General features: G+C 41.9%; 22 protein-coding genes and 1 riboswitch. Of the genes, 16 read left to right on the top strand and 6 right to left on the bottom strand.

Annotation, left to right across the window (positions count from 1 at the left end; genetic code table 11):
* The first annotated feature begins 10 nt into the window (after positions 1-10).
* Positions 11-784, top strand: coding sequence for an IclR family transcriptional regulator (locus tag LCD32_RS03700; protein ID WP_007498093.1), 774 nt, complete (start codon positions 11-13; stop codon positions 782-784).
* A 35-nt stretch (positions 785-819) separates the two neighbouring features.
* Here the strand turns inward: LCD32_RS03700 and LCD32_RS03695 are convergent, their stop codons facing one another.
* A complete protein-coding gene (locus tag LCD32_RS03695; protein ID WP_024720223.1) occupies positions 820-1,455 on the bottom strand; it encodes an FMN-dependent NADH-azoreductase in 636 nt (211 codons plus the stop codon).
* Positions 1,456-1,869: 414 nt separating this feature from the next.
* Between LCD32_RS03695 and LCD32_RS03690 the strand changes: the two genes are divergently transcribed.
* The 3 genes from LCD32_RS03690 to LCD32_RS03680 all read left to right on the top strand — a co-directional run bounded on the left by LCD32_RS03690 (position 1,870) and on the right by LCD32_RS03680 (position 5,881).
* Positions 1,870-2,502 carry a GDSL-type esterase/lipase family protein gene (locus tag LCD32_RS03690; RefSeq protein WP_052320900.1) on the top strand — a complete coding sequence of 211 codons (633 nt, stop codon included), beginning with the start codon at positions 1,870-1,872 and terminating at the stop codon, positions 2,500-2,502.
* 87 nt (positions 2,503-2,589) lie between these two features.
* A complete protein-coding gene (locus tag LCD32_RS03685) occupies positions 2,590-3,672 on the top strand; it encodes a C45 family autoproteolytic acyltransferase/hydolase (protein WP_224562781.1) in 1,083 nt (360 codons plus the stop codon).
* A gap of 121 nt (positions 3,673-3,793) precedes the next feature.
* Positions 3,794-5,881 carry a BglG family transcription antiterminator gene (locus LCD32_RS03680; RefSeq protein ID WP_099496322.1) on the top strand — a complete coding sequence of 696 codons (2,088 nt, stop codon included), beginning with the start codon at positions 3,794-3,796 and terminating at the stop codon, positions 5,879-5,881.
* A gap of 16 nt (positions 5,882-5,897) precedes the next feature.
* Here LCD32_RS03680 and LCD32_RS03675 read toward each other — a convergent pair whose 3' ends face one another.
* A complete protein-coding gene (locus tag LCD32_RS03675; protein ID WP_099496323.1) occupies positions 5,898-6,509 on the bottom strand; it encodes a class I SAM-dependent methyltransferase in 612 nt (203 codons plus the stop codon).
* Between the two features lie 155 nt (positions 6,510-6,664).
* Between LCD32_RS03675 and LCD32_RS03670 the strand changes: the two genes are divergently transcribed.
* A complete protein-coding gene (locus LCD32_RS03670; RefSeq protein ID WP_008347170.1) occupies positions 6,665-7,534 on the top strand; it encodes an SDR family oxidoreductase in 870 nt (289 codons plus the stop codon).
* 293 nt (positions 7,535-7,827) lie between these two features.
* Positions 7,828-8,250: a pyridoxamine 5'-phosphate oxidase family protein gene (locus tag LCD32_RS03665; protein ID WP_048002381.1), complete on the top strand. Its 423-nt coding sequence runs from the start codon at positions 7,828-7,830 to the stop codon at positions 8,248-8,250.
* 589 nt (positions 8,251-8,839) lie between these two features.
* On the opposite strand, the gene LCD32_RS03660 is transcribed toward LCD32_RS03665, so the two are convergent.
* Together LCD32_RS03660 and LCD32_RS03655 are read right to left on the bottom strand one after the other, a co-directional pair.
* Positions 8,840-9,022: a hypothetical protein gene (locus LCD32_RS03660; RefSeq protein ID WP_008347162.1), complete on the bottom strand. Its 183-nt coding sequence runs from the start codon at positions 9,020-9,022 to the stop codon at positions 8,840-8,842.
* Between the two features lie 13 nt (positions 9,023-9,035).
* A complete protein-coding gene (locus LCD32_RS03655; protein ID WP_048002380.1) occupies positions 9,036-9,254 on the bottom strand; it encodes a hypothetical protein in 219 nt (72 codons plus the stop codon).
* Positions 9,255-9,414: 160 nt separating this feature from the next.
* Between LCD32_RS03655 and LCD32_RS03650 the strand changes: the two genes are divergently transcribed.
* Positions 9,415-11,664 (top strand): hypothetical protein, encoded by a 2,250-nt coding sequence (locus LCD32_RS03650; RefSeq protein WP_224562778.1) that lies wholly within the window; start codon positions 9,415-9,417, stop codon positions 11,662-11,664.
* Positions 11,665-11,721: 57 nt separating this feature from the next.
* Here LCD32_RS03650 and LCD32_RS03645 read toward each other — a convergent pair whose 3' ends face one another.
* Together LCD32_RS03645 and LCD32_RS03640 are read right to left on the bottom strand one after the other, a co-directional pair.
* Positions 11,722-12,018: a DUF3817 domain-containing protein gene (locus LCD32_RS03645; RefSeq protein WP_008347156.1), complete on the bottom strand. Its 297-nt coding sequence runs from the start codon at positions 12,016-12,018 to the stop codon at positions 11,722-11,724.
* Positions 12,019-12,150: 132 nt separating this feature from the next.
* Complete coding sequence (locus tag LCD32_RS03640) at positions 12,151-12,825, bottom strand: GntR family transcriptional regulator (protein ID WP_046344934.1); 675 nt, start codon at positions 12,823-12,825, stop codon at positions 12,151-12,153.
* Between the two features lie 154 nt (positions 12,826-12,979).
* Here LCD32_RS03640 and LCD32_RS03635 point away from each other — a divergent pair, with 154 nt between their 5' ends.
* From LCD32_RS03635 to LCD32_RS03595, 9 genes are all read left to right on the top strand, one after another.
* Entirely contained in the window at positions 12,980-13,801 is an 822-nt protein-coding gene (locus tag LCD32_RS03635; RefSeq protein ID WP_046342692.1) for an AraC family ligand binding domain-containing protein, read from the top strand.
* Positions 13,798-14,727, top strand: a complete 930-nt coding sequence (locus LCD32_RS03630) for a DMT family transporter (protein WP_224562775.1) — start codon at positions 13,798-13,800, stop codon at positions 14,725-14,727. Before LCD32_RS03635 ends, LCD32_RS03630 begins: the two co-directional genes overlap by 4 nt.
* A 97-nt stretch (positions 14,728-14,824) precedes the next feature.
* On the top strand, positions 14,825-15,880 hold the full coding sequence (locus tag LCD32_RS03625) for a tartrate dehydrogenase (protein ID WP_046342693.1): 1,056 nt from the start codon (positions 14,825-14,827) through the stop codon (positions 15,878-15,880).
* 72 nt (positions 15,881-15,952) lie between these two features.
* Positions 15,953-18,139 (top strand): DNA topoisomerase III, encoded by a 2,187-nt coding sequence (topB, locus tag LCD32_RS03620; RefSeq protein WP_050826972.1) that lies wholly within the window; start codon positions 15,953-15,955, stop codon positions 18,137-18,139.
* A 197-nt stretch (positions 18,140-18,336) separates the two neighbouring features.
* A complete protein-coding gene (locus tag LCD32_RS03615; RefSeq protein ID WP_224562773.1) occupies positions 18,337-19,419 on the top strand; it encodes a glycosyl hydrolase family 8 in 1,083 nt (360 codons plus the stop codon).
* Positions 19,400-20,251, top strand: coding sequence for a GGDEF domain-containing protein (locus LCD32_RS03610; protein ID WP_035390404.1), 852 nt, complete (start codon positions 19,400-19,402; stop codon positions 20,249-20,251). Before LCD32_RS03615 ends, LCD32_RS03610 begins: the two co-directional genes overlap by 20 nt.
* Positions 20,241-21,956: a DUF2334 domain-containing protein gene (locus LCD32_RS03605; protein ID WP_035390402.1), complete on the top strand. Its 1,716-nt coding sequence runs from the start codon at positions 20,241-20,243 to the stop codon at positions 21,954-21,956. The genes LCD32_RS03610 and LCD32_RS03605 overlap by 11 nt, the downstream gene beginning before the upstream one ends.
* Before the next feature lie 37 nt (positions 21,957-21,993).
* Complete coding sequence (locus tag LCD32_RS03600; protein ID WP_220482513.1) at positions 21,994-23,217, top strand: glycosyltransferase family 2 protein; 1,224 nt, start codon at positions 21,994-21,996, stop codon at positions 23,215-23,217.
* A 4-nt stretch (positions 23,218-23,221) separates the two neighbouring features.
* A complete protein-coding gene (locus tag LCD32_RS03595; protein ID WP_060780788.1) occupies positions 23,222-25,303 on the top strand; it encodes a cellulose biosynthesis cyclic di-GMP-binding regulatory protein BcsB in 2,082 nt (693 codons plus the stop codon).
* Between the two features lie 66 nt (positions 25,304-25,369).
* Positions 25,370-25,517: riboswitch (cyclic di-AMP (ydaO/yuaA leader) on the top strand.
* Positions 25,518-25,597 lie beyond the last annotated feature (80 nt).

Below are 25,597 nucleotides of genomic sequence, written 5' to 3'. Positions count from 1 at the left end.
GGTGAGAAACATGCAGAACACAAATAAAACCGTTGTGAAATCAATGGAGATATTACGGCTTTTTATCACACACGAACAATTAACGTTAAATGACATGATTGAGCTCTCGAGCATGCCCAAAACATCTGTACACCGAATGGCCAACTCGTTAGCCGATATGGGATTATTAGAAAAGCATCCTTCAGGTGTTTACCGATTAGGATTGATGTTCCTTGAATACGGTCAGCTTGTCGCCGATCGCCTCGATATCCGTAGAATTGCAAGGCCCTTTATGGAAAACTTGCGTGATGAGGTAGGTGAGGCTGTTCAGCTCATTATTCGTGAAGGAGATGAAGCCATTTATGTGGAGAAAATGGAAGGAACGCAGCCTGTCCGGCTCTATACCGCTGTCGGAAGAAGATCCCCATTATATGCGGGAGCTTGTGCGAGAAGTATTCTTTCCTTTTTGCCAGAGGAAGAGAGACTTGCCTATATTGATTCGGTAGAGCTCGGGAAAATCGGGATCGGAACCATTACCGATAAAGATGTCCTGCGAAACATGATCGAAGAATCAAACAGGCGCGGATATACGTTAAGCTATTCAGAGCTTGAAAACTATACTGCGGCTATTGGAGCGCCCATTTTCAATCATCACGGAGAAGTGGCAGCAGGCATTAGTATTGCAGGGTTTGAGGCCGGCTATCAAAAGGAACGGCTTCCTTATTTAATTGAGCAGGTCAAAAAAGCGGCCAGCGGCATTTCAAAAGAATTAGGTTTTGCATCTGAACAAATAAAAAGCCAATGACCGTTAAAGATCATTGGCTTTTTGCGTGTTCATGATTAGAAAGTTTTACCTAAAGCTTTTGCACGTTCGATCGCATCTGCTTTAATTTGTTCTGCTTTTGCAGGCTCAGCATTGTGACCTTCAACAATAAGACCTTCGAAAGAAGGAATACCGAAGAAGTTTGCAATTGTTCCAAGGTAACGGTGACCTGCTTCTAGTTCAGCAGCAGGACCTTCAGTGTAGTATCCGCCACGTGCTTGGATGTGTAGCGCTTTTTTGTCTGTTAGTAATCCAACAGGACCTTGCTCAGTGTATTTGAATGTTTTACCAGCTACAGCAACAGAGTCGATGTATGCTTTAAGAACTGGTGGGAATGAGAAGTTCCAAAGTGGTGAAACAAATACGTATTTGTCAGCAGAAACGAATTGATCGCTTAATTCGTTTAGGCGAGCAACTTTCGCTTGCTCTTCAGCTGAAAGTGTATCGAAGCCAGCACCAGATTGAAGCTTGCCCCATCCAGCGAATACATCTGCATCAATGTGAGGAATGTTTTCTTTGTACAAATCGATATGTACAACCTCGTCACTTGGATTTGCTTCCTTATAAGATTCGATAAATGCTTTAGCAGTAGCCATACTGTAAGAAACTGTTTCATCATGCGGATGTGCAGTGATGTATAAAACTTTTGCCATGTTCATTCAATCCTTCCTGTTTCAATGATTTTTTTAGCGTATCCCAAAGATACACTGAATATGTGGCATCTTTAATCATATTGGAATGCTATGAAAAAGATGTAACAAGCACAGTTACATAAAAACTGATATTTTCATTGTAATCACTATATAGTTTGAAGTCAAGGTATAAAGTCTTGAAATCAAGATAAAAAGTTTGTAAATTTTTCTGAAACGCTTCAAAGCTGCGATTTAAGCAAAAAAACCCTACTCCCATTGAACAAAAAATGGATCGATATCGCAAGTAAAGTGTTTGTAAATGCGTTCATCCTGCGTCTTTGAAAAAAAGGTGGATGCCTTTAAGCCATCTGCTACAAGCATTTGTTCTTCTTTTTCGTATATATAAGAGAAGGCAGGAGAGAGTGAGGGATAAGAGTGGGACGATCCTATGTTGCGATTGGAGATTCCTTAACGGTTGGGGTGGGGGCACGTTTATTTGGCGGCGGTTTTACGGAGCGATATGCGGCGAAGCTTGAAAAGAAGCTGCATATACCGGTGAAACTGTCCGTATTTGCGAAATCAGGGTTAACAACGGAAGAGATCTTGCAGCTTTTTCAGCGGTCTGATGTAAGACGGGCGATTGCTCATGCTGACATCATCACCATCACAGGCTGCGGGAATGATCTAGTTCAAGATGTTCTGCAGTATGAAAAAGGTGAAGATGAAAAGACACTGCTGCAAGCGTCTATGCATTGTCAGGCGAATTTTAGCAAAATGGTTCAAGAAATCGCTCTGATAAAAAGAGGGCAGCATCATCCATACTGCGTATATTTATTGAATTTATATAATCCTTTTCCTGAGATTCCGATCGCAGAGAGATGGCTGAAGCAATACAACCATCACCTTCGCCAGCTTGCTGCGAACCCACATGTAGAAGTGGTGGATATTTACGGTGTATTTGAAGGTCATCAAAGCGCATACTTATCGATTGATCAATTTCATCCGAACCACAAAGGATATGAAGCAATGGCAGAAGCGCTGTTTCAACAATCCGCTAAGCAACTGTGATCCCGCGGGATTGCAGTTTTTTTCATTCTTTTAAATGAAGGGCTGTTTCGATATGATAAAAGAAACAAAGACAAAAGAGGTGTATGCATGCAGGAGATGAGCGCGTATTTTCATGAATTGAAAGGAACAGCTTATGAGGTAGGAAAGCAGCAGGCTGTCTGGCTGAAGGAGCACCCTTTGCTTAAAAAACAATACATTCAATCAGAACCGTTATCAAAAGAGGCTGTGAAGGAAACGAAGCAGCTGATTCGACCGTTTCTTCCTCAGTTAGAGGAAGAACTCACGGGATTTTGTGATGAAATGCAAATGGATGAAAGCAATTTGACCTTTTTCTATTCTTCGCATCTTCAGCCAGGCTGTTCCCATTGTGTGATGCAGGGAAATGAGGCTGCCAATCAACAAACGGTGATGCTACGCAACTATGATTTTTCTCCGCTGTTTGATGATATGCGTCTTGTATCTACACATGTGAAGGGCTCAGCAGTCCATACAGGCTCATCATTAATCTTATTTGGCAGATCTGATGGGATGAATGAGCATGGTCTATCGGTCACATTTTCTGCATGCGGTCCGCCTATTGGCAACGAACCAGGCTTAAAGCCGCCGGCTGTTGCTGGCTTGCAAGTATATCATGTCATTCGTGCTGTGCTAGAGTCCTGTAAAATGGTGGAGGATGCCGTACGTTTTGTACAGGAAATGCCCGTCGCGTCAAATGTTCACCTAATGCTTGCCGACCGGCAGGGAGAGGCGGCTGTGATTGAAATGATTGATGGGCAAAAAAAGGTGAGAAGGCCGGAGCGTGGATTTATTGCGGCTACGAACCATCCGCTTGCTGATCACACGGCAAAAGGGTTGACGAAACATCATTCTGTTGTCAGGTACGACATGTTAATTCAAGCTTTAGAAGAACAGCCGTCAAGCGAGTCTCTTACGGAACTATTTCAGGCAGAATACCCTGCTGGTCTGACTGTGCACAATTATGAAGAGCTGTTTGGGACGATGCGAAGCGTCATGTTTCGGCCGGAGGAAGGGACGATGGAGTATTGCTTTGGCTCTCCCGTCTATAACCCTACCTATTCATTAAAGGTCGGGGGCACACTGCCATTTCATGAACAAACGATTCAATTTCATCAAAAGGATTATGGACCATCATTTTGGAGAAACGTGTGAGTCTTTCATTTTGTCACAGCCTGTGTGCCAAATTTAGATCAACTTCAGGTTGCATCAATTAGTGAAAGCGTTTTATATTAAAGTGTGACAATAGACCTATTTAAGCAGAAGGAGGCATTTCATGTACATAACGGCACGAGAACAGAAAGTGATCAAATATATGATTCAGCAAAATCGTTATGTCACCATTCGTGAGATCGCCGATTCTGTTCAGGTAAGTACAAGAACCATTCATAGAGAACTTAAATCCATTAAACCTATTTTAAAGAATTACAACCTATCACTTGATAAACAGCCGGGGAAGGGCTTGAAGGCGGTCGGTGAACAGGAAGACAAACAGCGGCTTCTGTCTCATATTTCAAATGAAGATCAAATTGAATATAGTTCTGATGAACGGAAGCTCTTAATCCTGTGTGCCCTGCTCGAAGCAAAGGAACCGGTGAAATTATATACACTTGCAGCCGACTTGCAGGTTACAAATGCGACCATCAGCTACGACTTAGATGAACTGACGGACTGGATCGCTCCTTACGGTTTACTGCTCATCCGCAAGCGCGGGTACGGCATTGAATTAAAAGGACCGGAGGAAGCCAAGCGGAAAATTGTCGGGAACCTGATCGTCGACCGTCTCGACATTCAATTATTTCTCGAAACGATTGAGATGAATATTAAACATCGAACGAAAGCGACTGAAAAGGTGTTTGGGGTAGTCAGTCGAGGACAGCTGCTCAAGGTAGAAAGGCTGCTCTTTCATTTGAAAAACAGACTCTCTCTCTCGTTGTCAGATAGTGCCTATATTGCACTTGTCGTTCACTTAACCTATGCCATTGAACGCATTCAAATCGGTGAAACCATTCGGATGGAAGAGGAAGAATTGCTTGAATTAAAGCGGACGAAGGAATTTGAATCTTCACTCAGAATCGCACGAGCATTAGAACGCATGTTTAATGTAGAGATTCCTGAAGCTGAGGTTGGATACATGACCATCCATTTGCGCAGTGCAAATCGAAGCTTTACGGCAGAATACCGCATTGATGAGATTGAGTTAGATATCGCGCTGAGAACGAAGAAACTCATTGACTTTATTTCTCATAAAACAGGCTATCATTTAAATGAAAACGATTCATTGTATGAGGGACTCGTGTCTCATCTTGAACCAGCTATGAACCGATTAAAAGAAAAGATGCGGATTTACAATCCGCTCACACAACAAATAAAAAAAGACTACTTCTTGCTGTTCATGGCGATTGAAGAAGGTGTGGAGCGCTTCTTTCCTGAGATCGAATTTCCAGAGGATGAAATTGCCTTTATCGTGCTTCATTTTGGTTCGGTGCTTGAAATTAAAAAAGAAGAAACAAAGATTCATGCATTGGTCGTTTGCTCAAGCGGCATCGGTTCGTCCAAAATGCTCGCATCACGATTGAAAAAAGAATTGCCTGAGATCGCCAAATTCGATCTATCTTCCTTAATGGAGTTAAAGGAAATCGACGCTGCAAGCTATGACATGATCGTATCAACCGTTCCGATCCCCTATGAGCATATTGATTACATTATGGTCAGCCCGCTCTTAAACGAGGATGACGCGGTGCGGGTCAAGTCTCATATTAAACGAAAAATTCCTTATCTGATTGAGAAAAAAAGAGCGCAGGAATCTGCAAAAGAATCGGTGGAGGAAACGGTTGATATGATAGGAATGGCAGAGCAAATCACGAATTATATGTCAGTGATTCGCAGCATCTTGTCCCATTTTACAATAGAAAATAAGAAGACGACGGAGCAGCATGAGTCAACAATGAGAGAGCTGATGCGTCAGGTTGAAAGTCAAGGCTATTTAGAACGTGCAGACGAAGTGACAGCCGGTTTACTTGAGCGTGAGCAGCAAGGTGGTTTAGGCATTCCAGGAACCGAGTTTGCTCTTTTTCACTTAAAGCATGATCTCATTAAGAAACCGGTCTTTCATATCTATGATCTTGATGAGGCATACGAGATCAAAAGCATGGATGGCGGGCAGCAGCTCATGTCCAGAATGCTCCTCATGCTGGCCCCGCTAGAGCTTGGCAAAGAAGGGTCTGAAATGTTTAGCCTGATCAGTTCATCCATCATTGAAAGCGAAGAAAGCATGGCGCTTTATGGACAAGGAACAAAGGAAGAGATTGAACAGAAATTACATCAACTTTTTTATCAATTTGTCAAAGAGGCAAAATGGTAAGAAAAAAGCCGAGAGCTTATTCGCTTCTCGGCTTTTTTGCTGTGACACAGACAGCAAGGGTGGGACGAATCTCTTCATATTCAACAGAAAACTGATCAAAACCAGCAAATTCTAAGTCATTGAGGATGCTTTCGCCCATTTCTTTTGTCCGATTGGCGTCCGCTCCTTTTTCTCTTGGCTGCATCACAATGACGAGTGTTCCGCCAGGTTTCAAGGTGTGATAAAGGTTGAGTGCGCCAGCCTTTGGGTCATCCCAAATCGTATAATTGTTAACAGAAAGTACTTTGTCATACTGATCCGCCGGCAGGCGCGTTCTTTCAATTTTCCCAACATACAGCCGGACCTGCTTCTCTTTGGATCGTTTCTTTATACGCGAATGCGCCTGTTCCTTCATAGTTGAAGAAGCATCTAGTCCATCAATGTGAAGATCGTCATAATGCTTGAGCATATGTTTGATGCTATAGCCGGGGCCATAGCCTATTTCCAATATGTTTTCACCATCTGATAAATCTAAATGCTGGATCGCCCATTGATTCAGTGCCTTATTTTCATTTGCCATAATAAAACCTGCGATGCTTCCGAGCCAACCTTTTGGTCTGCTAAAGGTTTTAGAAATGGTTGATAGCATGTGAGAACGCTCCTTTTTCATGTTTATGTAACCGATTTTTCCCACCCTGAAACCTGTCAGTTTTCAAAACGCATTGATGACGCATAGGGATGTTTGAGTAAAAAAATGAAGTGGTAATGAAAGGATACATCAACAAATCAAGGAGGAGCTTACACATGGATTTACGTGAATACTTAACAAATGGCATTCCGCGCCAAACGCAGGATCAGCAGCCGGGCAGTGAAAGAGAAATGAATCCTGCGCCGATCTATGAGGATGAATCGTATAAAGGGTCTGGTAAGCTAAAAGGAAAAGTAGCGCTGATTACAGGGGGAGACAGCGGAATTGGACGTGCCGTTTCTGTCGCGTATGCCAAAGAAGGAGCTCATGTCGCGATCGTATACTTAAATGAACATGAGGATGCAGAGGATACGCAAAAACGTGTAGAACAGGAAGGCGTCAAATGTTTAACAATTGCAGGGGATGTCGGGGACGAAGCCTTTTGCGAGAAAGCGGTAGAAAAGACAGTTGAAGCCTTTGGGAAGCTGGACATCTTAGTCAATAATGCGGCCGAACAGCATCCGAAAGAACGTATTCAAGATATTTCTAGTGAACAGCTTCACCAAACCTTTAGAACCAATTTCTATTCTTATTTTTATTTTACGAAGAAGGCACTCGATTACTTAAAACCGGGAAGTTCCATTATTAATACAACATCTATTAACCCGTATCGAGGCAACAAAGTGCTCATTGATTATACGGCGACAAAAGGGGCCATCAACGGCTTTACTCGTTCTATGGCACAATCGCTTGTGAAAGATGGAATTCGGGTCAACGGTGTAGCACCAGGTCCAATTTGGACGCCGCTCATTCCATCTACATTTGATGAAGACAGTGTCGAAAACTTCGGGGCCGAGACCCCAATGGGAAGACCAGGACAGCCTGTGGAGCATGTAGGCTGCTATGTACTGCTTGCTTCGGACGAATCGTCTTATATGACGGGACAGACACTTCACGTCAACGGCGGTTCCTTTATGAATACATGATCAATAGCACGCCGCCCAGCTTTGATTGGGCGGTGTATTTAGTATTTCTTCCGATTCTTCTGTACAGATGAGACAGACCATATGATAATGCCCACAACAACCGCTGCAATAACAAGTGAACTCAAATGGAACATCGTTTCATGATGCATATTCAATTTCCCCTTTCAATGTATCCGTTTTTTATAGCATCAGCTAGAAGATGTCTTTTTATGAAAAACACATTTCTTTGTTTAATGAATGGGTTGTCGTGGAAACCTAAGAGTACGGATGACATTTTGAAGGAGTGAAGATACATGTCACAAGAAGAGTTAAAGCAAAAGGTAATGAACTTATTAGACGAACAAAAAGTCGGAACATTGGCGACTGTTGAACAAGATAAGCCGCATACCCGCTATATGACTTTTTTCCATGAAGGACTGACATTATATACACCAACAAGCAAAGAAACACATAAAGCTGATGAGATTGAAAAAAATCCGAATGTTCATATTCTCATTGGTTATTCAGGTGAAGGATTTGGGGACACATATGCAGAAATCGCAGGTAAAGCCACATTAACTGATGATCCAGAACTGATCGACAAGCTTTGGTCTGATGAGATGGAGAAATGGTTTAAAGGAAAAGATGATCCAAACCTAGTAATCCTTAAGATTGACCCAACCTCCATTCGTTATATGAACGAAGGAAACCGGACACCAGCAGAATTATCACTTTAACACTTGCGTAAGTTGGGGGAACGTGTTATAGTTTTATATTAAGTGTTGAAATAGCAAATAAATAAAGAAAGTAAACTTTCTTTTTTCTATGACATAATGAGAAGCAATAGAGCTTCTACTTGATAAGAACGAGACGCTGTCAAAGCGAACAAACTTATTCTTTTCCTTCTGCAACCGCCCCCCTATAAAAGCGGAAGAATGGAAAAAAGACGTTTTGATTTACAATTCACACTGGCACGGCTTCGGAGCCGTAAGGACGAATGAGAGGTAGGGCTTTCGTTGTCTTGTTATCCAGAACTTCCATGGCGTTTACTTTCAAACGTAGGTTCACTCGGAACACATATGACACACTGATATGATCGAATCTTAATTCATACACTCCGTGACGGAGATTAAACATTGATTATTTATTTGCATGAAAAGAGTAAGAAACGGGCTGCCATCTATTTGGCAGCCTTTTTACGTTTTAAACAATAAAATAGGAAAAAGGAAGAAAAAAAGCGGACACCGTCCGCATGACATCACCTTTAACAGGATTCTCCGCTCACAATAGAACTGCTCATCGACAGAAAGAGGAAATGCTTCATCATCACTCACTTCGCCCTTTCTTCTGATACCTCCAAATCCGGCCAATAAAAAAGAACATCACCGTAAACAAAATAGAGAAGATCAACATGTCCAGCAGTGTCACGCCTCTATCTGGATGCACAACCCCAAACCAAACCCATTGAAGAACAAAAGAGATAGCAAAATAAAAGATGGATTCTTTCATGAAATTCTCCTTTTCACTTGTTTTTTTGACTGTTTAGCCACACCATCCAGATGAAGAAGGAACAAATGGCGCATGCGAGCAAAGTGACAGGCGGCAAGGTGTACCAGCCAGTCAGCCCCTTTACAAAGCACATATAAAAAAAGAAAATGGTAATAGATACGAGCACCCCTTGCTTGAACCAACGGGGAACACGCAGCCAAGCCGCTAGAATGATCGATGATAGCTTATCCATTGAGATAACATCCTTTTTTTGAATCTGATTGGATTTTATCGTAAACAATCAAATATGTAAAATATGGATTTAGAAAGTTGGAATGGTATTCTTCTAGCATGAAACATTCTCGCTGCACTGACGTATAAGAAAAAGGAACTCCATGAAAGGAAGCGATCAAGTGAAAAGAATACCAGTGATTTTCCTCAGGTATATAGTCTTCTTTATTCCAGCGATCATTCTTAGTGTCTTGGTGTGGAACCATTACCAAGATGATTTGTCCGCAGGGAAAGTAACAGAGTATGACATCAAACGAATGTTTACATTCGATGAAGGAAAACGAGTGGTGAGTGCTGTATCAAAAAACCAGCAGCTCCATTTTGCAATGTATGATCCTCAATCAGGAAAAAGAATCAGTGAATGGACCACAGCAAGCGATTCGTTTAATGAAATGCTGCCATCCATTCAAGGGAACCATCTCTTAATTGCTTTAAAAAATAAAGACGAGCAGCTGTTGATCGAGAAACTGTCTCCTAGCGGAGCAAAGAAAGAACTCGTCAAGCAAAACTTACAGATTCCCTCATTTTTAAAAACGAATACATATCAATGGAATGGACGTCTTGTGTTTACAGGAGAAATGGAAGGCGCTGCTGCGGTCCTCGGTGAGCTAAAGAATGGTCAGTTTCATGTCCACAATCTCAACGAGCTGAAGCTGCCAGCAAGAACTGTTTCCATCGATGTCGTCATGAATTCTTTTAGAGGGCAGACCCCATTCCCTATGTTTGAATTGACTTTGAAAAATGACCAAAAGGCGTATGTCAGCGGAATCTCAAATGAGAAGCATCAGCTTGGGGTCTATGTCTCCAAAAGTGCAGAACCGTTCAGCCTCATCGAAGATAAAGTCGTGCAGCAGCTGCAAAAAACGATCGGATCATCACAAAACGTGGCTGTCGCTGTCGAAGCCAACTATCCAAAAAGACCAAGGAAAGTGAATGCAGAGGGAAGGCTTGGGGAAGTCGTCCCAACACCAAAACCAATTTACCAAACTTTTATCTACCAGCTGAATGAAGAAGAAGTTCTTCTTTTAGGCTCGACAGCAAAGGACGAAGCAAAAGGCAAGCTGACTGGTTATATTTATAATCATCGCACGAATAAGGCGACGTCTGCCAGCAAGCTGTCTCAGTCGTTGTCATATGAATCTTTACAAAAAGAAGATCTCTCTTTTCATAAAAATGTGAAGAGCAATTGGCTCTATTATTCACTTGGCAACCAATTAACGGGGGCATTTGAGACGAAAAGCAAACAGCTAAAGGAATTTCCTTTGCAAAAGGTCATCTCAATCGAAAATGCCAGTCCAGCCCACCAAACGTCTGTTGACACCTTTATACAATATGTCATGAAGGGCGGACCACTCATTCTCAACTGGGCGATATGGCTCTTTATCCCACTGCTGTTATTTGTGCTAGCGATCTTCCTGCCACCGATTTTGAGGCTGGTGAGAAAGAACAAGATAAAAGACAGTGTCACATTAGAAGCCAATATTGTATCTGTCAAAGAAACGGGTACCTACATCAACGAACAGCCGCTGGTCAACATGCAGCTTCAATTTCAATATGATGGGAGAAATATCGAGAAGGCGGTTAAAACGGTTGTATCCTATACTCAGATACCGCAGCCGGGTCAGCGTATCGCTATTCTTTACAATCCGAAAAAGAAAAAGGCGATGCTCTTAAAAGAGGATGACTTCTCGCAGCCAAGCGAGCCAAAGTTCATCAAAGGCGCTATTTTAAGAAACATAGAATCATATGGAACCGTAGGACGAGGCACCGTCTTATCACTTACATTTGAAGCAGATCAGAAAAGGTATACCATTCCGATGATTCAAGCCGCTGGTTTTGAGTTTAGAACAGGAGAAAAAGCCGATCTCGTTGACATAAGCGGTCAGTTGAAAATGGCAGCCTATGGGCATGAAGTGCGGAATCGTTCGGGGAAAGACGTGACATTAACAGGAACGATCCAACGGGTGAAGCAATATCCAGTCACAATTCATGATCAGAAGCCTATTATGCTGGATGTGACGGTTTCTAGCGGAGATCAATCCATCACAAAAACGGTCAGTCAATTCATCCCTGACCATATGGAGGTCGCGCCAGGAACTCAAATCACGATGCAGACAAAACAAGAAGAGCTGGATAAAGAAATCAGTCTTATGCAAGAGAAACAAGGAAGTGCAAAAGTGACCCATGTCACATTTTCCGGTGTCATCGGCAACCAGCCGTTAGCGATCATTCAGATTGAGAGAGATGGCGTGATGTATGAAGTGAAACAGCCAATCGATCCGATCACTAGCGTACTGCCAGGTGATGAATTATGGGTGGCATATCACGAAATGACACGTCAAGCAGCCATTGTGAAATATGCATCGATTTAAAAAATACGTCAGCGTGTAGAAAAAGGGCTAAAACGAATGTCGTTTTAGCCCTTTTGATTAAGCTTTTGTATCATACTGGCGAAGCACCTTATCATAGGCGAAGTTGCCGAAAGGAATGAATGCCGCAAAGAATCCGGCGATGGACCATTTCAAGTGCCAGCGAACTTTAAATGTCACATATGCCAAAATGAGCATATAGATCACAAACAATGCGCCATGAAGAGAGCCCACAATGGTGACCGCCATCGGAATATCCGCAAAATATTTTAGAGGCATGGCAATTAAAAGAAGGGTTAAAAGAGACATACCCTCAATAAAACCCGCCTGTCTCAGACGGCTGATACTTGTATGCATATACAAATCCTCCTGTATAAAAGCTAGTTTCTCATCTTCTAATATAAACGAAAGATCGCCTGGACATGCGGAAATCTACGAAAAATTCAAAATATGTTCAACGAATGCTTAAAAAATGGGAAATGACACGCGTTACTTTTCGGTTGTTTCAGAGAGTACTTGCTTTAAATGCGCCACATCATGTAATAAATGCTCCGTCATTGCTTGAACGGCTTCTGTGGAGTGGCGCTTTTTTATTTTAGAATAGATGGCTGCATGCTCTCTTTGAATGGTTTCAGCACGAGCCCCGCCGCTAAAATGAAAGATGCGGCAATAATGAATGAGCGCATTCACGTGATTTAATTGTTTAGATAAACGGTGATTGTGACTGGCTTGTATGATTGTTTGATGAAACGCTTCGTGTAACTGAACGATATCCTGAGATGGCAGCTGCTGTTTGATCGCTTCGTCTGCCTTCGTGAGCACCTGTTCAATGTCATCTATTTCTCTATCTGTGGCTTCTTTGCAGGCAAGCTTAACGGCAAGCGTTTCTAAAGCCATTCGGACTTGATAGAGTTCCTCGACATCTCGCTCTGTTAACGTATAGACGGAATAGCCTGATCGATGATCCGCGATTAAAAGTTCGTCTTTTTCTAACAGCCTCATCGCCTCTCTGACCGGTGATCGGCTTACGCCAAATTGTTTGGCAAGCTGTGTTTCATTGATGCGCTCTCCTGGCTGAAACTGGCCATCAAAAATCATTTGCTTCAACTGTTCATAAAATTGCATGTGATAAGGTGCTGGTCTTTCCATCTCGAATGAATTCATCCCATCATTCCCTCTTTTGTACATCATCTTTTGTCTCATGTTATCCAAGTTCTTCCCTCTAGGCAAGCCTGCATCGAAAAGTCAATATCGTACAATCCTAGAGAAAAAGGGTGTGCTACACTAATGATCAGCTCAGTGAAAAGAGGGGATCGACATGAGAATACTAGAGGAACGAACAGTCCATTTTGACCAGGACTTGCAAATAGAGGCGTATCGCTTTCATGCCATCATCAAAAAGTTCCCAAAACATTTTCATCCATACTATGTGATTGGATTTATTGAAGGCGGTCAAAGACGTATGTTCTGCCAAAATCAAGAATACATCATTGAAAAAGGAGATATCCTTCTTTTCAATCCGTACGATAACCACGCATGTGAACAATTTGATCACATGCCGCTAGATTATCGCAGCTTAAATATTGAACCAGAGGTGCTGGAGAAGGTCTTTCAGCACAAGCCGCATTTTAAAGCCCCTGTGGTTTCACAAAGTGAACTAGCAAAGCAATTATATGATCTTCATCAAATGATCACAGAAGAAGCTCCTGCTTTGAATAAACAGGAAGCCTTTTACTTTTTGATGAAGCAATTGATCGAAACCTATTCTGATACACCAGAGGAAAAAGCATCAGCAGCCAATGCCAATGAACAAAAAGTCCAAGACGTACAGCAATATATTGAAACACATCTCACGGAAAATATATCGTTAGATGACTTAGGTGAGCTTGTGTCCATGAACAAATATTCATTGCTGCGTGCTTTTACAAAGTTCAGAGGAATTACGCCGTATCGTTATTTACAGACAATCAGGGTGAACTATGCGAAGGAACTTCTCGCCCAAGGAATGAAGCCAATAGATGTAGCTGCTGCCGCTGGATTTTCTGATCAAAGTCATTTGACTCATTTCTTTTCGGAATTTATTGGGCTTACGCCAGGGCAGTATCAGCAAATTTTTGCAAAGCAGGTAACAGCAAAATGAAAAATAAACAGCTTCTTGGTCATCTAGCAGCCATGCTCACCATTTTTTTATGGGGATCTACCTTTATATCAACCAAAATATTATTAACGGCTTTTTCTCCAACAGAGATTTTATTTTTTCGTTTTTTCCTTGGGTACCTTGCCCTGATGATCATTTATCCAGTCACCATGAAGGTGCAGCATAGAAAGCATGAAGGGATGTTTGCGCTCGCAGGGTTATGCGGTGTGGTCTTATACTATTTTTTAGAAAATGTTGCACTTACCTATACGTTCGCTTCGAATGCAGGTGTTATCAGCTCCGTTGTCCCATTCTTCTCTTTTCTATTGTCTTATTTTTTATTAAAAGATGAGCCGCTACATAGCCGGTTTTTTATCGGTTTTTTCATTGCGATGACGGGAATTGTGCTGATTAGCTTGAACGGGATGACGACATTCCAATTGAATCCACTCGGCGATGCTTTAGCATTTATGGCTACCATTGTCTGGGCATTTTATTCCATTTTATCGAAAATGATCAATTATGGCTACCATATTATTCAGGTGACAAGACGTGTCTTCTTTTACGGGCTGTTATGGATGATTCCACTGATCTGGCATTTTAAGATTCGTTTAGACTGGGAGCGGTTGACGAATCCATCGTTTGCCTTCCACTTGCTGTTTTTAGGCGTCTTTGCATCTGCTATTTGTTTTCTGACATGGAGCTTTTCCGTGAAGACGATCGGTGTGGTGAAATCGAGTATCTACATTTATGGCGTTCCAATCATCACGATGGTCATTTCAATGATCGTTCTCCATGAGAGATTGACCTTCATGTCACTGCTCGGAACAGCTCTGACTTTGGGAGGATTGCTTCTTTCAGATAAAAAAGGAGCAGGTAGAAAAAAACAGTCAGTCCCATTACAGTTGCAGAACAAAAAGGCGCTTTGATCAAAAAGCGTCTTTTTGTTTATTGAAAGAACATGAACTCTTTAGTAAACTCAATTTAATCGGTCGACGGTCGACCATTCATAAGGGGGAGAATACAATGAAACACTTTTCGATTGCGACCATACCTGGTGATGGGGTAGGAAAAGAAGTTGTACCAGAAGCAGTACGTGTTTTGAAAGCGATATCAGAGGTGCATGGCGGTCTGACTTTTTCTTTTCAGGATTTTCCGTGGAGCTGCGAATACTATTTAGAGCATGGCGAGATGATGCCAAAGGATGGATTGGAACAACTGAAAGCCTTTGACAGTATTTTCTTAGGGGCTGTCGGTGATGCCAACTTAGTGCCTGATCATATCTCGCTTTGGGGACTGCTCATAAAAATTAGACGGGAATTTGAACAGGTGATTAACGTAAGACCGGCAAAACAGCTAAAGGGCATCCGTTCTCCGCTTGCTCAGCCAAAAGATTTCGATCTACTAGTTGTAAGAGAAAATGGAGAAGGCGAATATAGTGAAATTGGGGGCCGGATTTATCAAGGGGAGGATCAGCTTGCGATTCAAAATGCCGTCTTCTCTAGAAAAGGGACAGAACGTGCGATGCGTTTTGCTTTTCAATTAGCAGAAAAGAGACGAAAGCATGTAACAAGTGCAACAAAGTCAAACGGCATCGTGCATACCATGCCATTTTGGGATGAAGTGTTTCAAGACGTCAAAAAGGACTACCCTAATGTGGCGGCAGATTCTCAGCACATTGATGCGCTCTCAGCCTTCTTTGTCACAAGACCAGAGAAATTCGATGTCATCGTAGCCAGCAATTTATTTGGTGACATTTTGACGGATCTTGGTGCCGCCATAATGGGTAGTATTGGCGTCGCACCAGCAGCCAATATCAATGTAAATGGCAAATATCCATCCATGTTTGAGCCAGTACATGGATCAGCACCAGATGTCGCTGGAAAAGGGATCGCAAACCCTATCGGACAAATCTGGACCGCTAAACTCATGCTTGATCATTTCGGAGAGGAAGAATTAGGCACACACCTTCTCGATACGATTGAATCTGTCACAGCAGACGGCTTTTTAACGGCAGATATCGGCGGAGCTTATCAAACACAAGAGGTCACAAACGAAATCATTAAACGATTGAAGAAATAATCCGTCATTAGAACCGCATCTCCACGTCTGCTATAATAAAAGGATGGATAGAAGAAAGAGATGTGAAATCTAGTGTCAAAAACAGTTGTATTAGCAGAGAAACCTTCAGTAGGGCGTGACCTTGCACGTGTGCTGAAGTGTCATAAAAAAGGAAATGGTTTCTTAGAAGGAGATCAATACATTGTCACGTGGGCGCTTGGCCACTTGGTGACACTGGCTGATCCAGAAGGCTACGGGAAAGAATTTCAATCCTGGCGTCTAGAGGATTTACCAATTATTCCAGAACCACTCAAGCTTGTCGTGATGAAAAAGACAGGGAAACAGTTCCAAGCGGTCAAAGCGCAGCTGGCGAGAAAAGATGTAAAAGACATTGTCATCGCAACAGATGCAGGACGCGAAGGGGAGCTTGTGGCAAGGTGGATTCTTGAAAAAGCCCATGTGAAAAAGCCTCTAAAACGTCTATGGATTTCGTCTGTTACAGACAAAGCCATTCAAGAAGGGTTCAAACGATTAAAAGACGGCAGAGAGTATGATAACCTGTATCGCTCGGCGGTTGCGCGTGCAGAGGCCGACTGGATTGTAGGGATCAACGCAACAAGAGCGCTGACAACGAAGTTCAATGCGCAGTTATCCTGTGGACGTGTGCAAACGCCAACGATTGCTATGATCGCCAAGCGAGAGGAAGACATTCAGCAATTCCAGCCGAAGCCGTTCTTTGGGCTGACTGCACAAGTAGACGGACTGACGCTGACTTGGCAGGATGCAAAGACAAAACAAAACCGTACATTCCAAGAGGATGTAGTGAAGGAGCGCTTGGCAGCCTGTAAAGGAAAACCTGCAGTGATTGATGCACTGAAAAAAACAGCGAAAAAATCCTTTGCTCCAGGATTATATGACCTGACAGAATTGCAGCGTGATGCCCATAAACGCTACGGTTTTTCAGCAAAAGAAACACTGTCTACACTTCAGCGTCTGTATGAACAGCATAAGCTTGTGACGTACCCGCGTACAGATTCACGTTTTATTTCGGCAGATATCGTTCCCACATTAAAAGATCGACTCAAAGGAATGAACGTTAGACCTTACGCGCAGCATGTGAATCGCATTCTACAATCAGGCATTAAAGCACATAAAGGCTTCGTCAACGATGCCAAAGTGTCAGATCACCATGCGATCATTCCAACCGAGGAAGAGCTGTATCCGGGTGCATTAAGTGATAAAGAGCGTAAATTATATGACCTCATTGCCAAACGATTCCTCGCTGTACTGATGACCCCTTTTGAATATGAGGAAACAACAGTGATCGCCAAGATCGGCAGTGAGACATTCACAGCGAAAGGAAAAATTGTGCAATCAGCCGGTTGGAAAGCCGTGTACGATGATTCCTATGAAGACGAGGAATCAGCCGAAGCAGATCAGCACTTGCCGGCATTAACAGAGGGGCAGTCACTTGACGTACGCCAATTAAAAGAGACAAAAGGCGAAACGAAACCTCCTGCTCGTTTTAACGAAGCGACCCTTTTATCTGCCATGGAGAACCCGTCTGCATTTATGCAGAACAAGGAAAAGGACTTAGTGAAAACCCTTGGCGAAACGGGTGGATTGGGGACAGTGGCAACTCGAGCTGATATCATTGAGAAACTGTTTAACAGCTTCTTAATTGAGAAAAAAGGCAAAGACATCTTCATCACATCGAAAGGGAAGCAGCTGCTTTCTTTAGTACCTGAAGATTTAAAGTCACCTGCGTTAACAGCGGAATGGGAACAAAAGCTTTCTAAAATTGCGAAAGGCCAATTGAAAGCTTCTCAATTCATGAGTGAAATGAAGTCATATGCAAAACAAGCCGTATCTGAAATCAAACAAACGAACCAAACCTTTAAGCATGACAACATGACAGGCACACATTGTCCTGACTGCGGAAAACTCATGTTAAAAGTGAACGGGAAAAACGGCACCATGCTTGTTTGTCAGGATAGAGAATGCGGACATCGAAAAAATGTGGCAAAGAAAACAAATGCACGCTGCCCGAACTGTCATAAAAAGCTTGAGCTGCGCGGGGAAGGCGATGGCAAAATATTTGCCTGTGTTTGTGGTCATAGAGAGAAACTGTCTGTCTTCGAAAAACGTAAATCACAATCCAATCAAAAACGAGCCAGTAAGCACGATGTGTCTAAATATATGAAGAAACAAAAGAAAGTGGAAGAACCAATCAATAACGCACTTGCAGAACAATTGAAGAAACTAAAATTAGATCAATAGTTGTGTAAAAACCCATGTAAATTCGCATGGGTTTTTTGTTTGTTCGAGTATTTTGACATGTTGTTTTTCTGTAAATGGGAATATGTAAGCGAAAAGACTCGTAATTTGGTATAAAATATTTATTTTCATTTAAACAGAAACGCTCTATAATAAATCGTTAGATGCTTAGAGAGAACAGGGATTGAAAGGGGACACGAATGGATAAACCCATACATCGTACAGCTATCGCTATACTCATTGTCATTCTACTAGGCGGATGTACCTGGAAACAGCAGCAACATTCAGCTCAACCAGAACCTGCAAAGCCAGTATTGTCAGGAGAGTACTTTATGACTCACCACTTAATGACAAACCAAGGCATGATTCAGACCTCGCTTGCGGAACAGCCTACTTACTTATCAGAATCGCTCGGACTTTGGATGGATTATCTTGTTAGAAAAAAAGATCAAAGATCTTTTGATCAACAGGTAGACGTCCTGCGCACTCAATTCTTACTGGAACATGATCTTCTTAGCTGGCAAATCGAATCTCATCAAAAAAGCAAAGTCAATGCTTTAGTTGATGACTTACGTGTAGTAACAGCACTTCAAAAAGCAGATCAATTGTGGCAGAAGTCAGTGTATCAAACCACAGCCAAAAAAATCGCAAAAGCGTTAAAAGACAAAAACATGTTCAAGGGTATGTTGACCGACTATTATGATGCATCGACAAAGCAAACTTCACATACAATCACACTTTCATATATTGACCCAAAAGCAATCAAAGAACTAGTATCCCTCCACCTATTCACAGAACAAATGATGAACAGCCAATTGGCCATTCTAAAAAATGCACCGAGACAAAAAGGATTTTTTCCAAAATCCTATGACATAGCGAAGAAAGTCTACTCATTTGATCAGGAAATCAACTTGATCGACCAGCTTTATACGGCTCTTTATGCCGAACGTGCACAGGTTGATACATCAGTCATCATGAAATGGCTGAAAACCAACTTCCAAAAGGAAGGAAAACTGTATGGACGATATAAACTGAGCACATTACAGCCAGCAGTGACGTATGAATCGCCTTCAGTCTATGCACTGGTGATCTTATATGCACTCAAACAAGGAGAAGATGATTTTGCAAAAGACGTCTATCACCGAATGAAAGAGCTGCAAATCCAAGATCCTCTCAAGCCTTATTACGGAGGCTATATGAACGAAAAAGATACACACTCATTTGATAATTTATTGCCTCTAATTGCAGAAAGGGAGCTTCTAAATGAAAAGGTTATTCAGTAACACCTATCGCACGTATTATACGCTGCTCCTCACGTTTGCGGGACTCATTTTATTTATGGGCTACTTGAATGGACGTGATGCGGAGAGTGTCATGATCATCACACTCACATTTGTCGTGATAGGATGCGGCATTTTATTTGGTATTTTGCCAGCATTGGTTTTTACTTTGTTGATTTTGTTCTTTATAGGAAGCGGGATGTTCTTTACAGAGCTCGGTCACACAAATTCACTCTTTTCTCATCAAACGTTGCAAGATGTCGTGATATGGGGCGTGGCACTTCTCTTTTTTGCTATTTCTGCTGGAAACGTGCATGAGCGAATAAAAACGATGCGTTACACCATTGACCAACAAAAGAGGGCCATCAAACAATTTGTAGCGATTGACTCAACCACAGGATTTGACAATGCAGAGCGGATGAGGCTCGAGTTATCTGAGGAAATGAAACGAGCAGAACGATATAAACAGCCATTCGTCTTTATCCTTCTTCATATGCACTACTCAGCGGAATTCAAAACATTATATGGAGAAAAAGAAATGCAGCATCTTTTCCAGCAACTCAGTATGAAAATTCGCGAAAGTGTGAGAGAAACCGATAAGAAATTTCGATTATCCGAAGAACGAATCGGGCTGCTGCTCACTCACACACCTGCAGAAAACGTCTCGATCGTTCTTGAAAAGCTAAAGGATAAACTGCAAACGCATGTCCTGCTAAATGGTCGTGAAGTGACCTTAACTTTTCATGTCTGTCATTTAACAAGCAGCTCGGACTATCGGACACCAGAGCAATTTTTAGAAGAACTAGAAAACGAGATGATGATGAATGAACTTTAATGTTTTGACGAAATGTTGTTTGTTAATCGTTCTTTTCTCTATGCTTTCGATCAAAGACAGTACATCAGCCGGTGCACTTGAGAAAGAGTCAAGGACCCTCATCGTCTATTCCACACAATCAGGTGAGACAACGCCAACTGTTCATATGCTTGATGTACTTGTGGGGCATTTTTCCACACGAACGACCATTTTATCTGATGAACAAATCACTGAAAAGAACCTCAATGACTCTCAGCTAGTTATCTATATAGGTGAAGAAAAGAGAACGTTGAAAGCACAAACCATTCGTCTCATAAACGAATCAAAACGCTTAATCGCAATAGGATACAATGCGGAACAGCTTCGTCCATTCTCCAAGCTTACTCTTCACAAACAAGATCACATCAGTCAAATCAAAGATACTGATGATCAAGAATACCGTCAGCTAGAGAGAGGAATCACAGCTCAGACGGTTCAAGGTGCAGATCTGCAACGTAAATTCTTATTGAAGAAAAATCAAGCTGAACAGCCATTTGTGATTCAAACAAAAGAAGGTGCGGCATATATCGGAATGCTAAATATCCTTCAGCACGACAAGCTGCTTGCAGAGGTGCTGGAAAGTCTCCTGCCGGCTTCTAATCAAACGACGACAAAGTACTTACAGATTGGGAAGATTAACCCTGTCACGGATGAGAAGAAGTTACTTAAACTTGGACGATACGTAACAGCTCGCCATATCCCTTTTCTGCTGGCGGTGACCCCTATATGGATTGATCCAGCAACGGGAGATGAAGTGACGCTCAGTGACCGGCCTAAACTTGTCCACGTGTTAAAACAATTGCAAAGCAATGGAGCTAGTGTCGTTCTTCACGGGTTTAGCCGTACGTATCGAACGGAGGAGTCGGGTAAAGGCTTTGAATTCTGGGATGTAAAGTACGATCAGCCCGTTACGTCAAATGAACCAGAGAAAGCTGATCAGCAGCTGAACAAAAGCTTTTTTCCGAATGAAAAAGATTTTAATGCGTATATCACATCCAATCAACATCAAGAAGCCATCTATACAGAAGAAAAGCTGACAAAAGGCATTGAACTGCTCGCGCAGCAGGGGTTATATCCGCTTGCATTTGAAGTGCCAAATGACGCCATTTCCCTGCAAGGCTATGAAGTGATTTCCCGCCATATGTCCAGTCTATTTGGGCAGGTGCAGCTCTCAGACCGTACATGGAAAACAAGAAGTGCATCACCATTTTTGTCGACACCCGCCATGCTTCATGGCATGACTTTATATCCTGAACAGTCTATAGATACAGCGTCTGACCAAGAAGGTGCAAACATACTGACTGAGCAAACAATTCAATCCTTGCAGCATATCCAATCCGCCGCCATTGGGCTGTCCTATGATGTGGAAGCGGGGATAGATGGGCTGCAAGATGTAATCACACAAATGGATGCGATCCCTTCTAGTGAATGGCTAGATTTAAAGAAAACAAAACAGACTGTTCAAACTCAGAATGTCCAGATCAAAACAGCAGGAAATGGACAGATTCAAATAGAGCAATCCAATATAGCTGAACCAAAAACAAACAAACGAAGCGGGATGGAAAATATGCTTCGAATACTCACAATGGTGGTGCTGCTCTTTATTGTGGCATTTGCTTTTTACACATTGTATTTAAGGCTGACGATGAAAAAACGGATCTTTAAGGAGAGAAAATCAGGTGGCTGATATCTTATTTTACCTATCATTAATACTGATTTGGATCATGCTCCTATATCATATGTTTCTGATGCAGGGAGGCTTTCAGCACTATTTAACTTACGAAAAAGTGCTGCCTAAATGGACGAAACAAGGGAAAGATCTGCCGACCGTCAGCATTCTCATTCCAGCACATAATGAAGAAGTGGTCATTCGGCAGACGCTAAAAGCCATGGTCCAGTTATCCTATCCCAAACACCTTCTTGAAATCATTGTGATTAATGACAATTCCTCTGATCGTACAGGGGAGATTGTGCAATCATTTAGTGAGCAATACGATCATGTCCATATGATTGAAACAAAGCCGCCATTTGCAGGGAAGGGGAAATCTACTGCACTGAATGAAGGCTTGAAGGCTTCGACAGGAGACGTTATTTGTGTATACGATGCAGATAATATGCCTGAAAAGAAAGCCGTCTACCATTTGGTTCTTGGATTATTGAATGATCCTAAAGCAGGTGCTGTTGTCGGGAAATTCAGGGTCATCAATGCAGCCAAAAACCTCCTGACAAAATTCATTAACATAGAAACGATCTGCTTCCAGTGGATGGCGCAAGGCGGGAGATGGAAATGGTTTGGCATTGCGACGATACCAGGCACCAACTTTGCGATCCGCCGGCACATTTTAGAAGAGCTTGGCGGCTGGGATGTCCATGCACTAGCTGAAGACACTGAATTAACAATTCGTGTGTATAATCTGGGCTATGTGATTCGGTTCTTTCCTGCTGCGATTACATGGGAACAAGAGCCTGAAACATGGAAAGTCTGGTGGCGGCAGAGAACACGCTGGGCTAGAGGCAACCAATATGTTGTGCTCAAATTTTTAAGACAGTTTATGAAATTAAAACGAAAACGAATGATTTTCGATTTATTTTATTTTTTCTTTACGTATTTCTTATTTTTCTTTGGTGTACTGCTCTCCAACGGCATTTTTATCGTAAACTTATTCGTTGATCTTCACTTATCTGTGGGAGCTGTGGCACTCATCCTATGGGGATTAGCCTTCTTCCTCTTTTTAACAGAAGTGATGATTACGTTAAGCATAGAGAAAACAGAGCTGACCAAACAAAATATTCTCATTGTCGTTCTCATGTACTTTACCTATTCCCAAGTATGGATTGCGCTTGTTGTGTACTCCTTATGTGTAGAGGCGAAAAGTCGATTATTGAAACAAGAAGTGAAATGGTACAAAACCGAGCGTTACAATCAACAACAAAAGAAAAGCGGGTGACATATTGAAATCGTTAAAATGGTTGATTTATATATTAGGATTATCCTTAGCGATCCAGCCTTTTTTCATGGCAGGTCAAGCAATGGCGCAATCCAACCGAGTTCAAGTCAAAGATGATTGGGTTCAATCTTCAAAAGAAAGCAAAACAAAAACGCAGCATCTATCAGAAGACGTAGTGACCTTATATGGGCAAGAAGACCGCACTGAATTTACCTATCAAGTGGATCAGGAAAAAACAGAGTCAAGCACATTGACGTTCAATATAGAGGCTTCACCATTATTGATTTCACCTTCCTCATTCACTGTTATGATTGATGGAGAGATCGAAAAGACCATCCCTGTATCAGGGAAAAACCAGAAAAAGTCGATTCAAATCAAGTTGAACAAAGCACAATTGAAAAAAGGTACTCACCGCATTCAGGTCACATTTTATGGTGTTTTAAAAGAAGGCGTGTGTATCAACCAAGAGACACCTGCTAATTGGCTAAAAGTGTATCCTGAAAGTGAACTTACATTCAAAGGAATCCAGACAAAAGATTTCACATTAGATAGCTTTCCATCACCTTTTATTCAAACAGGTGATCAGAAAGAACAGACAGACATTGTAATTCCTAATTCACCGGATGCAGCTGAATTAGAAGCAGCCATCAAAGTATACCGTACGTTGAAAAACAAAGATCGCCAAAAAGAGATCAAACTTATCCAAGAAAAGGACATCAAGCAAGTGGCTCACCCAACGATTGCTGTGGGAGCTATAGGAAGCTGGGATGGACGGATGAAAACGATTGAACAAGCTGCAGGAATTAAAACGAAAAGCAGTCATCTTACGTTAGCGATGAGAACTTTGACAGCAAAGAAAACAAAACAGCCCATTCTATTTGTGACAGCGGAAAAGCCTGTGACAATCGCTGAAAAAATCAATGTTCTAACTCAGTCAGAATTAACGGATCAACTGACTGGAACAGACCTAGTGCTTCAAAAAGCTGCAGCTCAAACGTCTAAACCATCTCACAAGATTCGTTTGAAAGATTTTGGCGGAGATGATGTCACGGTTGGGACCAACAAGACGGCATCCGACCACTACTATTATCCTAAAGCGCTACTGGCTAACCAAAAATCAGGTGCAAAGCTCAATCTTTCATTCAAAAAATCTGATACAGCAGCAAGCAAAACAGAACGGTTAACTGTTATGATCAATGACGAACCGCACGACGTACCATTAACAAAACTAGGCAACAAAGATGCGAATGGATTCTATCATGTCTCGATTCCAGTAGATTCAAAGATACTTCAAAAAAATGAATATATTGATTTGCAATTTGTCACAAGTGGTTTTAAAAACATGGAATCCTGCAGACATACGGATGAAGAAGGCTGGATATTCATTGAAAAAAATAGCTCTTTACAAATACCAGAAGGAACAACGAGTGAAAAGCCAGATTTAGCCACATGGCCGCTCCCGTTCACTTCGAAAAATACATTGATCATCATACCAGATCAAATCAAACGTGAAACAATCAATCAAATGGCCATGTTGACGGAATCCTTTAGTCAGCCAGAAGTAGCTCAATATCATTTAATGAAAGCATCTCAAGTGACAAATGAACAATTGAAAAATCACCCTCTCATTTTCATCGGAGGCATTCAAACATTCTCTCTTCTGAAAGAAAAAGCAGCCGATCTCGTTGTTCCGGTGAAAAAGGATCAGTATGATGTATCTTCTTTCGGCATGATCAATGAAACAACGGCTCGAATTGTATGGACGCAGCCATCTGTTTGGAATAAAGAACAGATAATGACAGTCTTTTCAGGAATGACTGCAGCTGAAGCTAACGTGTCAAATGAAGTAATACAATTTCTTCAAACAAATACAGAAAAAGCAACAGTTGCAATAGAGAGTAAAAACAAAGACGTGTTTACTAATCATCAATCCGTCAGTAGCACATCGAGCAGTCTGAAAACAAGTGAAAAACAAAGCAGCAGCGAGTCTTGGATTTACTTTGTGTGTATCGCTGCACTCATCCTTTTTGTGCTTTTAATGATTGTCTATTTCGTACGAAAAAACCGTAAAAAGACTGAGTTTTAAACGATCAAAAGACCTTGAAAAAATCTCTTTACTTTGGTGTCAAACGGGAGTATGATCTCTTTTATAAAAGACCAATCGCTGAATCATTTCGATGAGCGGGGGAACCAATTGTGGTGGTATAAAACACCACGTGGGGTGAATCCTTTTAAGGTAGGGCAAAATCTCATGCGCCCGAATCCGTCAGCTAACCTCGTAAGCGTTAAAGAGAGCAAAGACCAACCTGTGATCTAAACAATAGGCACAGGGGCATTCTATTGCCTCTGTGTCTTTTTGGCGATCCAAATTTTGTAACTC

The sequence above is a fragment of the Bacillus sp. RSS_NA_20 genome (genome assembly GCF_020165915.1).
GTDB lineage: Bacteria > Bacillota > Bacilli > Bacillales > Bacillaceae > Bacillus > Bacillus altitudinis.
The sequence above is the reverse complement of the archived record's forward strand: the minus strand, read 5'-3'. Positions and strand labels throughout refer to the sequence as shown.

What these genes read in the sequence shown, in the direction of transcription:
- LCD32_RS03625 (WP_046342693.1), top strand. Translation starts at nt 14,825, where the DNA reads ATGAAACACTTTTCGATTGCGACCATACCTGGTGATGGGGTAGGAAAA.
- LCD32_RS03600 (WP_220482513.1), top strand. Translation starts at nt 21,994, where the DNA reads ATGCTCCTATATCATATGTTTCTGATGCAGGGAGGCTTTCAGCACTAT.
- LCD32_RS03635 (WP_046342692.1), top strand. Translation starts at nt 12,980, where the DNA reads ATGAGAATACTAGAGGAACGAACAGTCCATTTTGACCAGGACTTGCAA.
- LCD32_RS03665 (WP_048002381.1), top strand. Translation starts at nt 7,828, where the DNA reads ATGTCACAAGAAGAGTTAAAGCAAAAGGTAATGAACTTATTAGACGAA.
- LCD32_RS03640 (WP_046344934.1), bottom strand. Translation starts at nt 12,825, where the DNA reads ATGAATTCATTCGAGATGGAAAGACCAGCACCTTATCACATGCAATTT.
- LCD32_RS03615 (WP_224562773.1), top strand. Translation starts at nt 18,337, where the DNA reads ATGGATAAACCCATACATCGTACAGCTATCGCTATACTCATTGTCATT.
- LCD32_RS03675 (WP_099496323.1), bottom strand. Translation starts at nt 6,509, where the DNA reads ATGCTATCAACCATTTCTAAAACCTTTAGCAGACCAAAAGGTTGGCTC.
- LCD32_RS03630 (WP_224562775.1), top strand. Translation starts at nt 13,798, where the DNA reads ATGAAAAATAAACAGCTTCTTGGTCATCTAGCAGCCATGCTCACCATT.
- LCD32_RS03695 (WP_024720223.1), bottom strand. Translation starts at nt 1,455, where the DNA reads ATGGCAAAAGTTTTATACATCACTGCACATCCGCATGATGAAACAGTT.
- LCD32_RS03685 (WP_224562781.1), top strand. Translation starts at nt 2,590, where the DNA reads ATGCAGGAGATGAGCGCGTATTTTCATGAATTGAAAGGAACAGCTTAT.
- LCD32_RS03660 (WP_008347162.1), bottom strand. Translation starts at nt 9,022, where the DNA reads ATGAAAGAATCCATCTTTTATTTTGCTATCTCTTTTGTTCTTCAATGG.
- LCD32_RS03680 (WP_099496322.1), top strand. Translation starts at nt 3,794, where the DNA reads ATGTACATAACGGCACGAGAACAGAAAGTGATCAAATATATGATTCAG.
- LCD32_RS03610 (WP_035390404.1), top strand. Translation starts at nt 19,400, where the DNA reads ATGAAAAGGTTATTCAGTAACACCTATCGCACGTATTATACGCTGCTC.
- LCD32_RS03645 (WP_008347156.1), bottom strand. Translation starts at nt 12,018, where the DNA reads ATGCATACAAGTATCAGCCGTCTGAGACAGGCGGGTTTTATTGAGGGT.
- LCD32_RS03655 (WP_048002380.1), bottom strand. Translation starts at nt 9,254, where the DNA reads ATGGATAAGCTATCATCGATCATTCTAGCGGCTTGGCTGCGTGTTCCC.
- LCD32_RS03605 (WP_035390402.1), top strand. Translation starts at nt 20,241, where the DNA reads ATGAACTTTAATGTTTTGACGAAATGTTGTTTGTTAATCGTTCTTTTC.
- LCD32_RS03700 (WP_007498093.1), top strand. Translation starts at nt 11, where the DNA reads ATGCAGAACACAAATAAAACCGTTGTGAAATCAATGGAGATATTACGG.
- LCD32_RS03670 (WP_008347170.1), top strand. Translation starts at nt 6,665, where the DNA reads ATGGATTTACGTGAATACTTAACAAATGGCATTCCGCGCCAAACGCAG.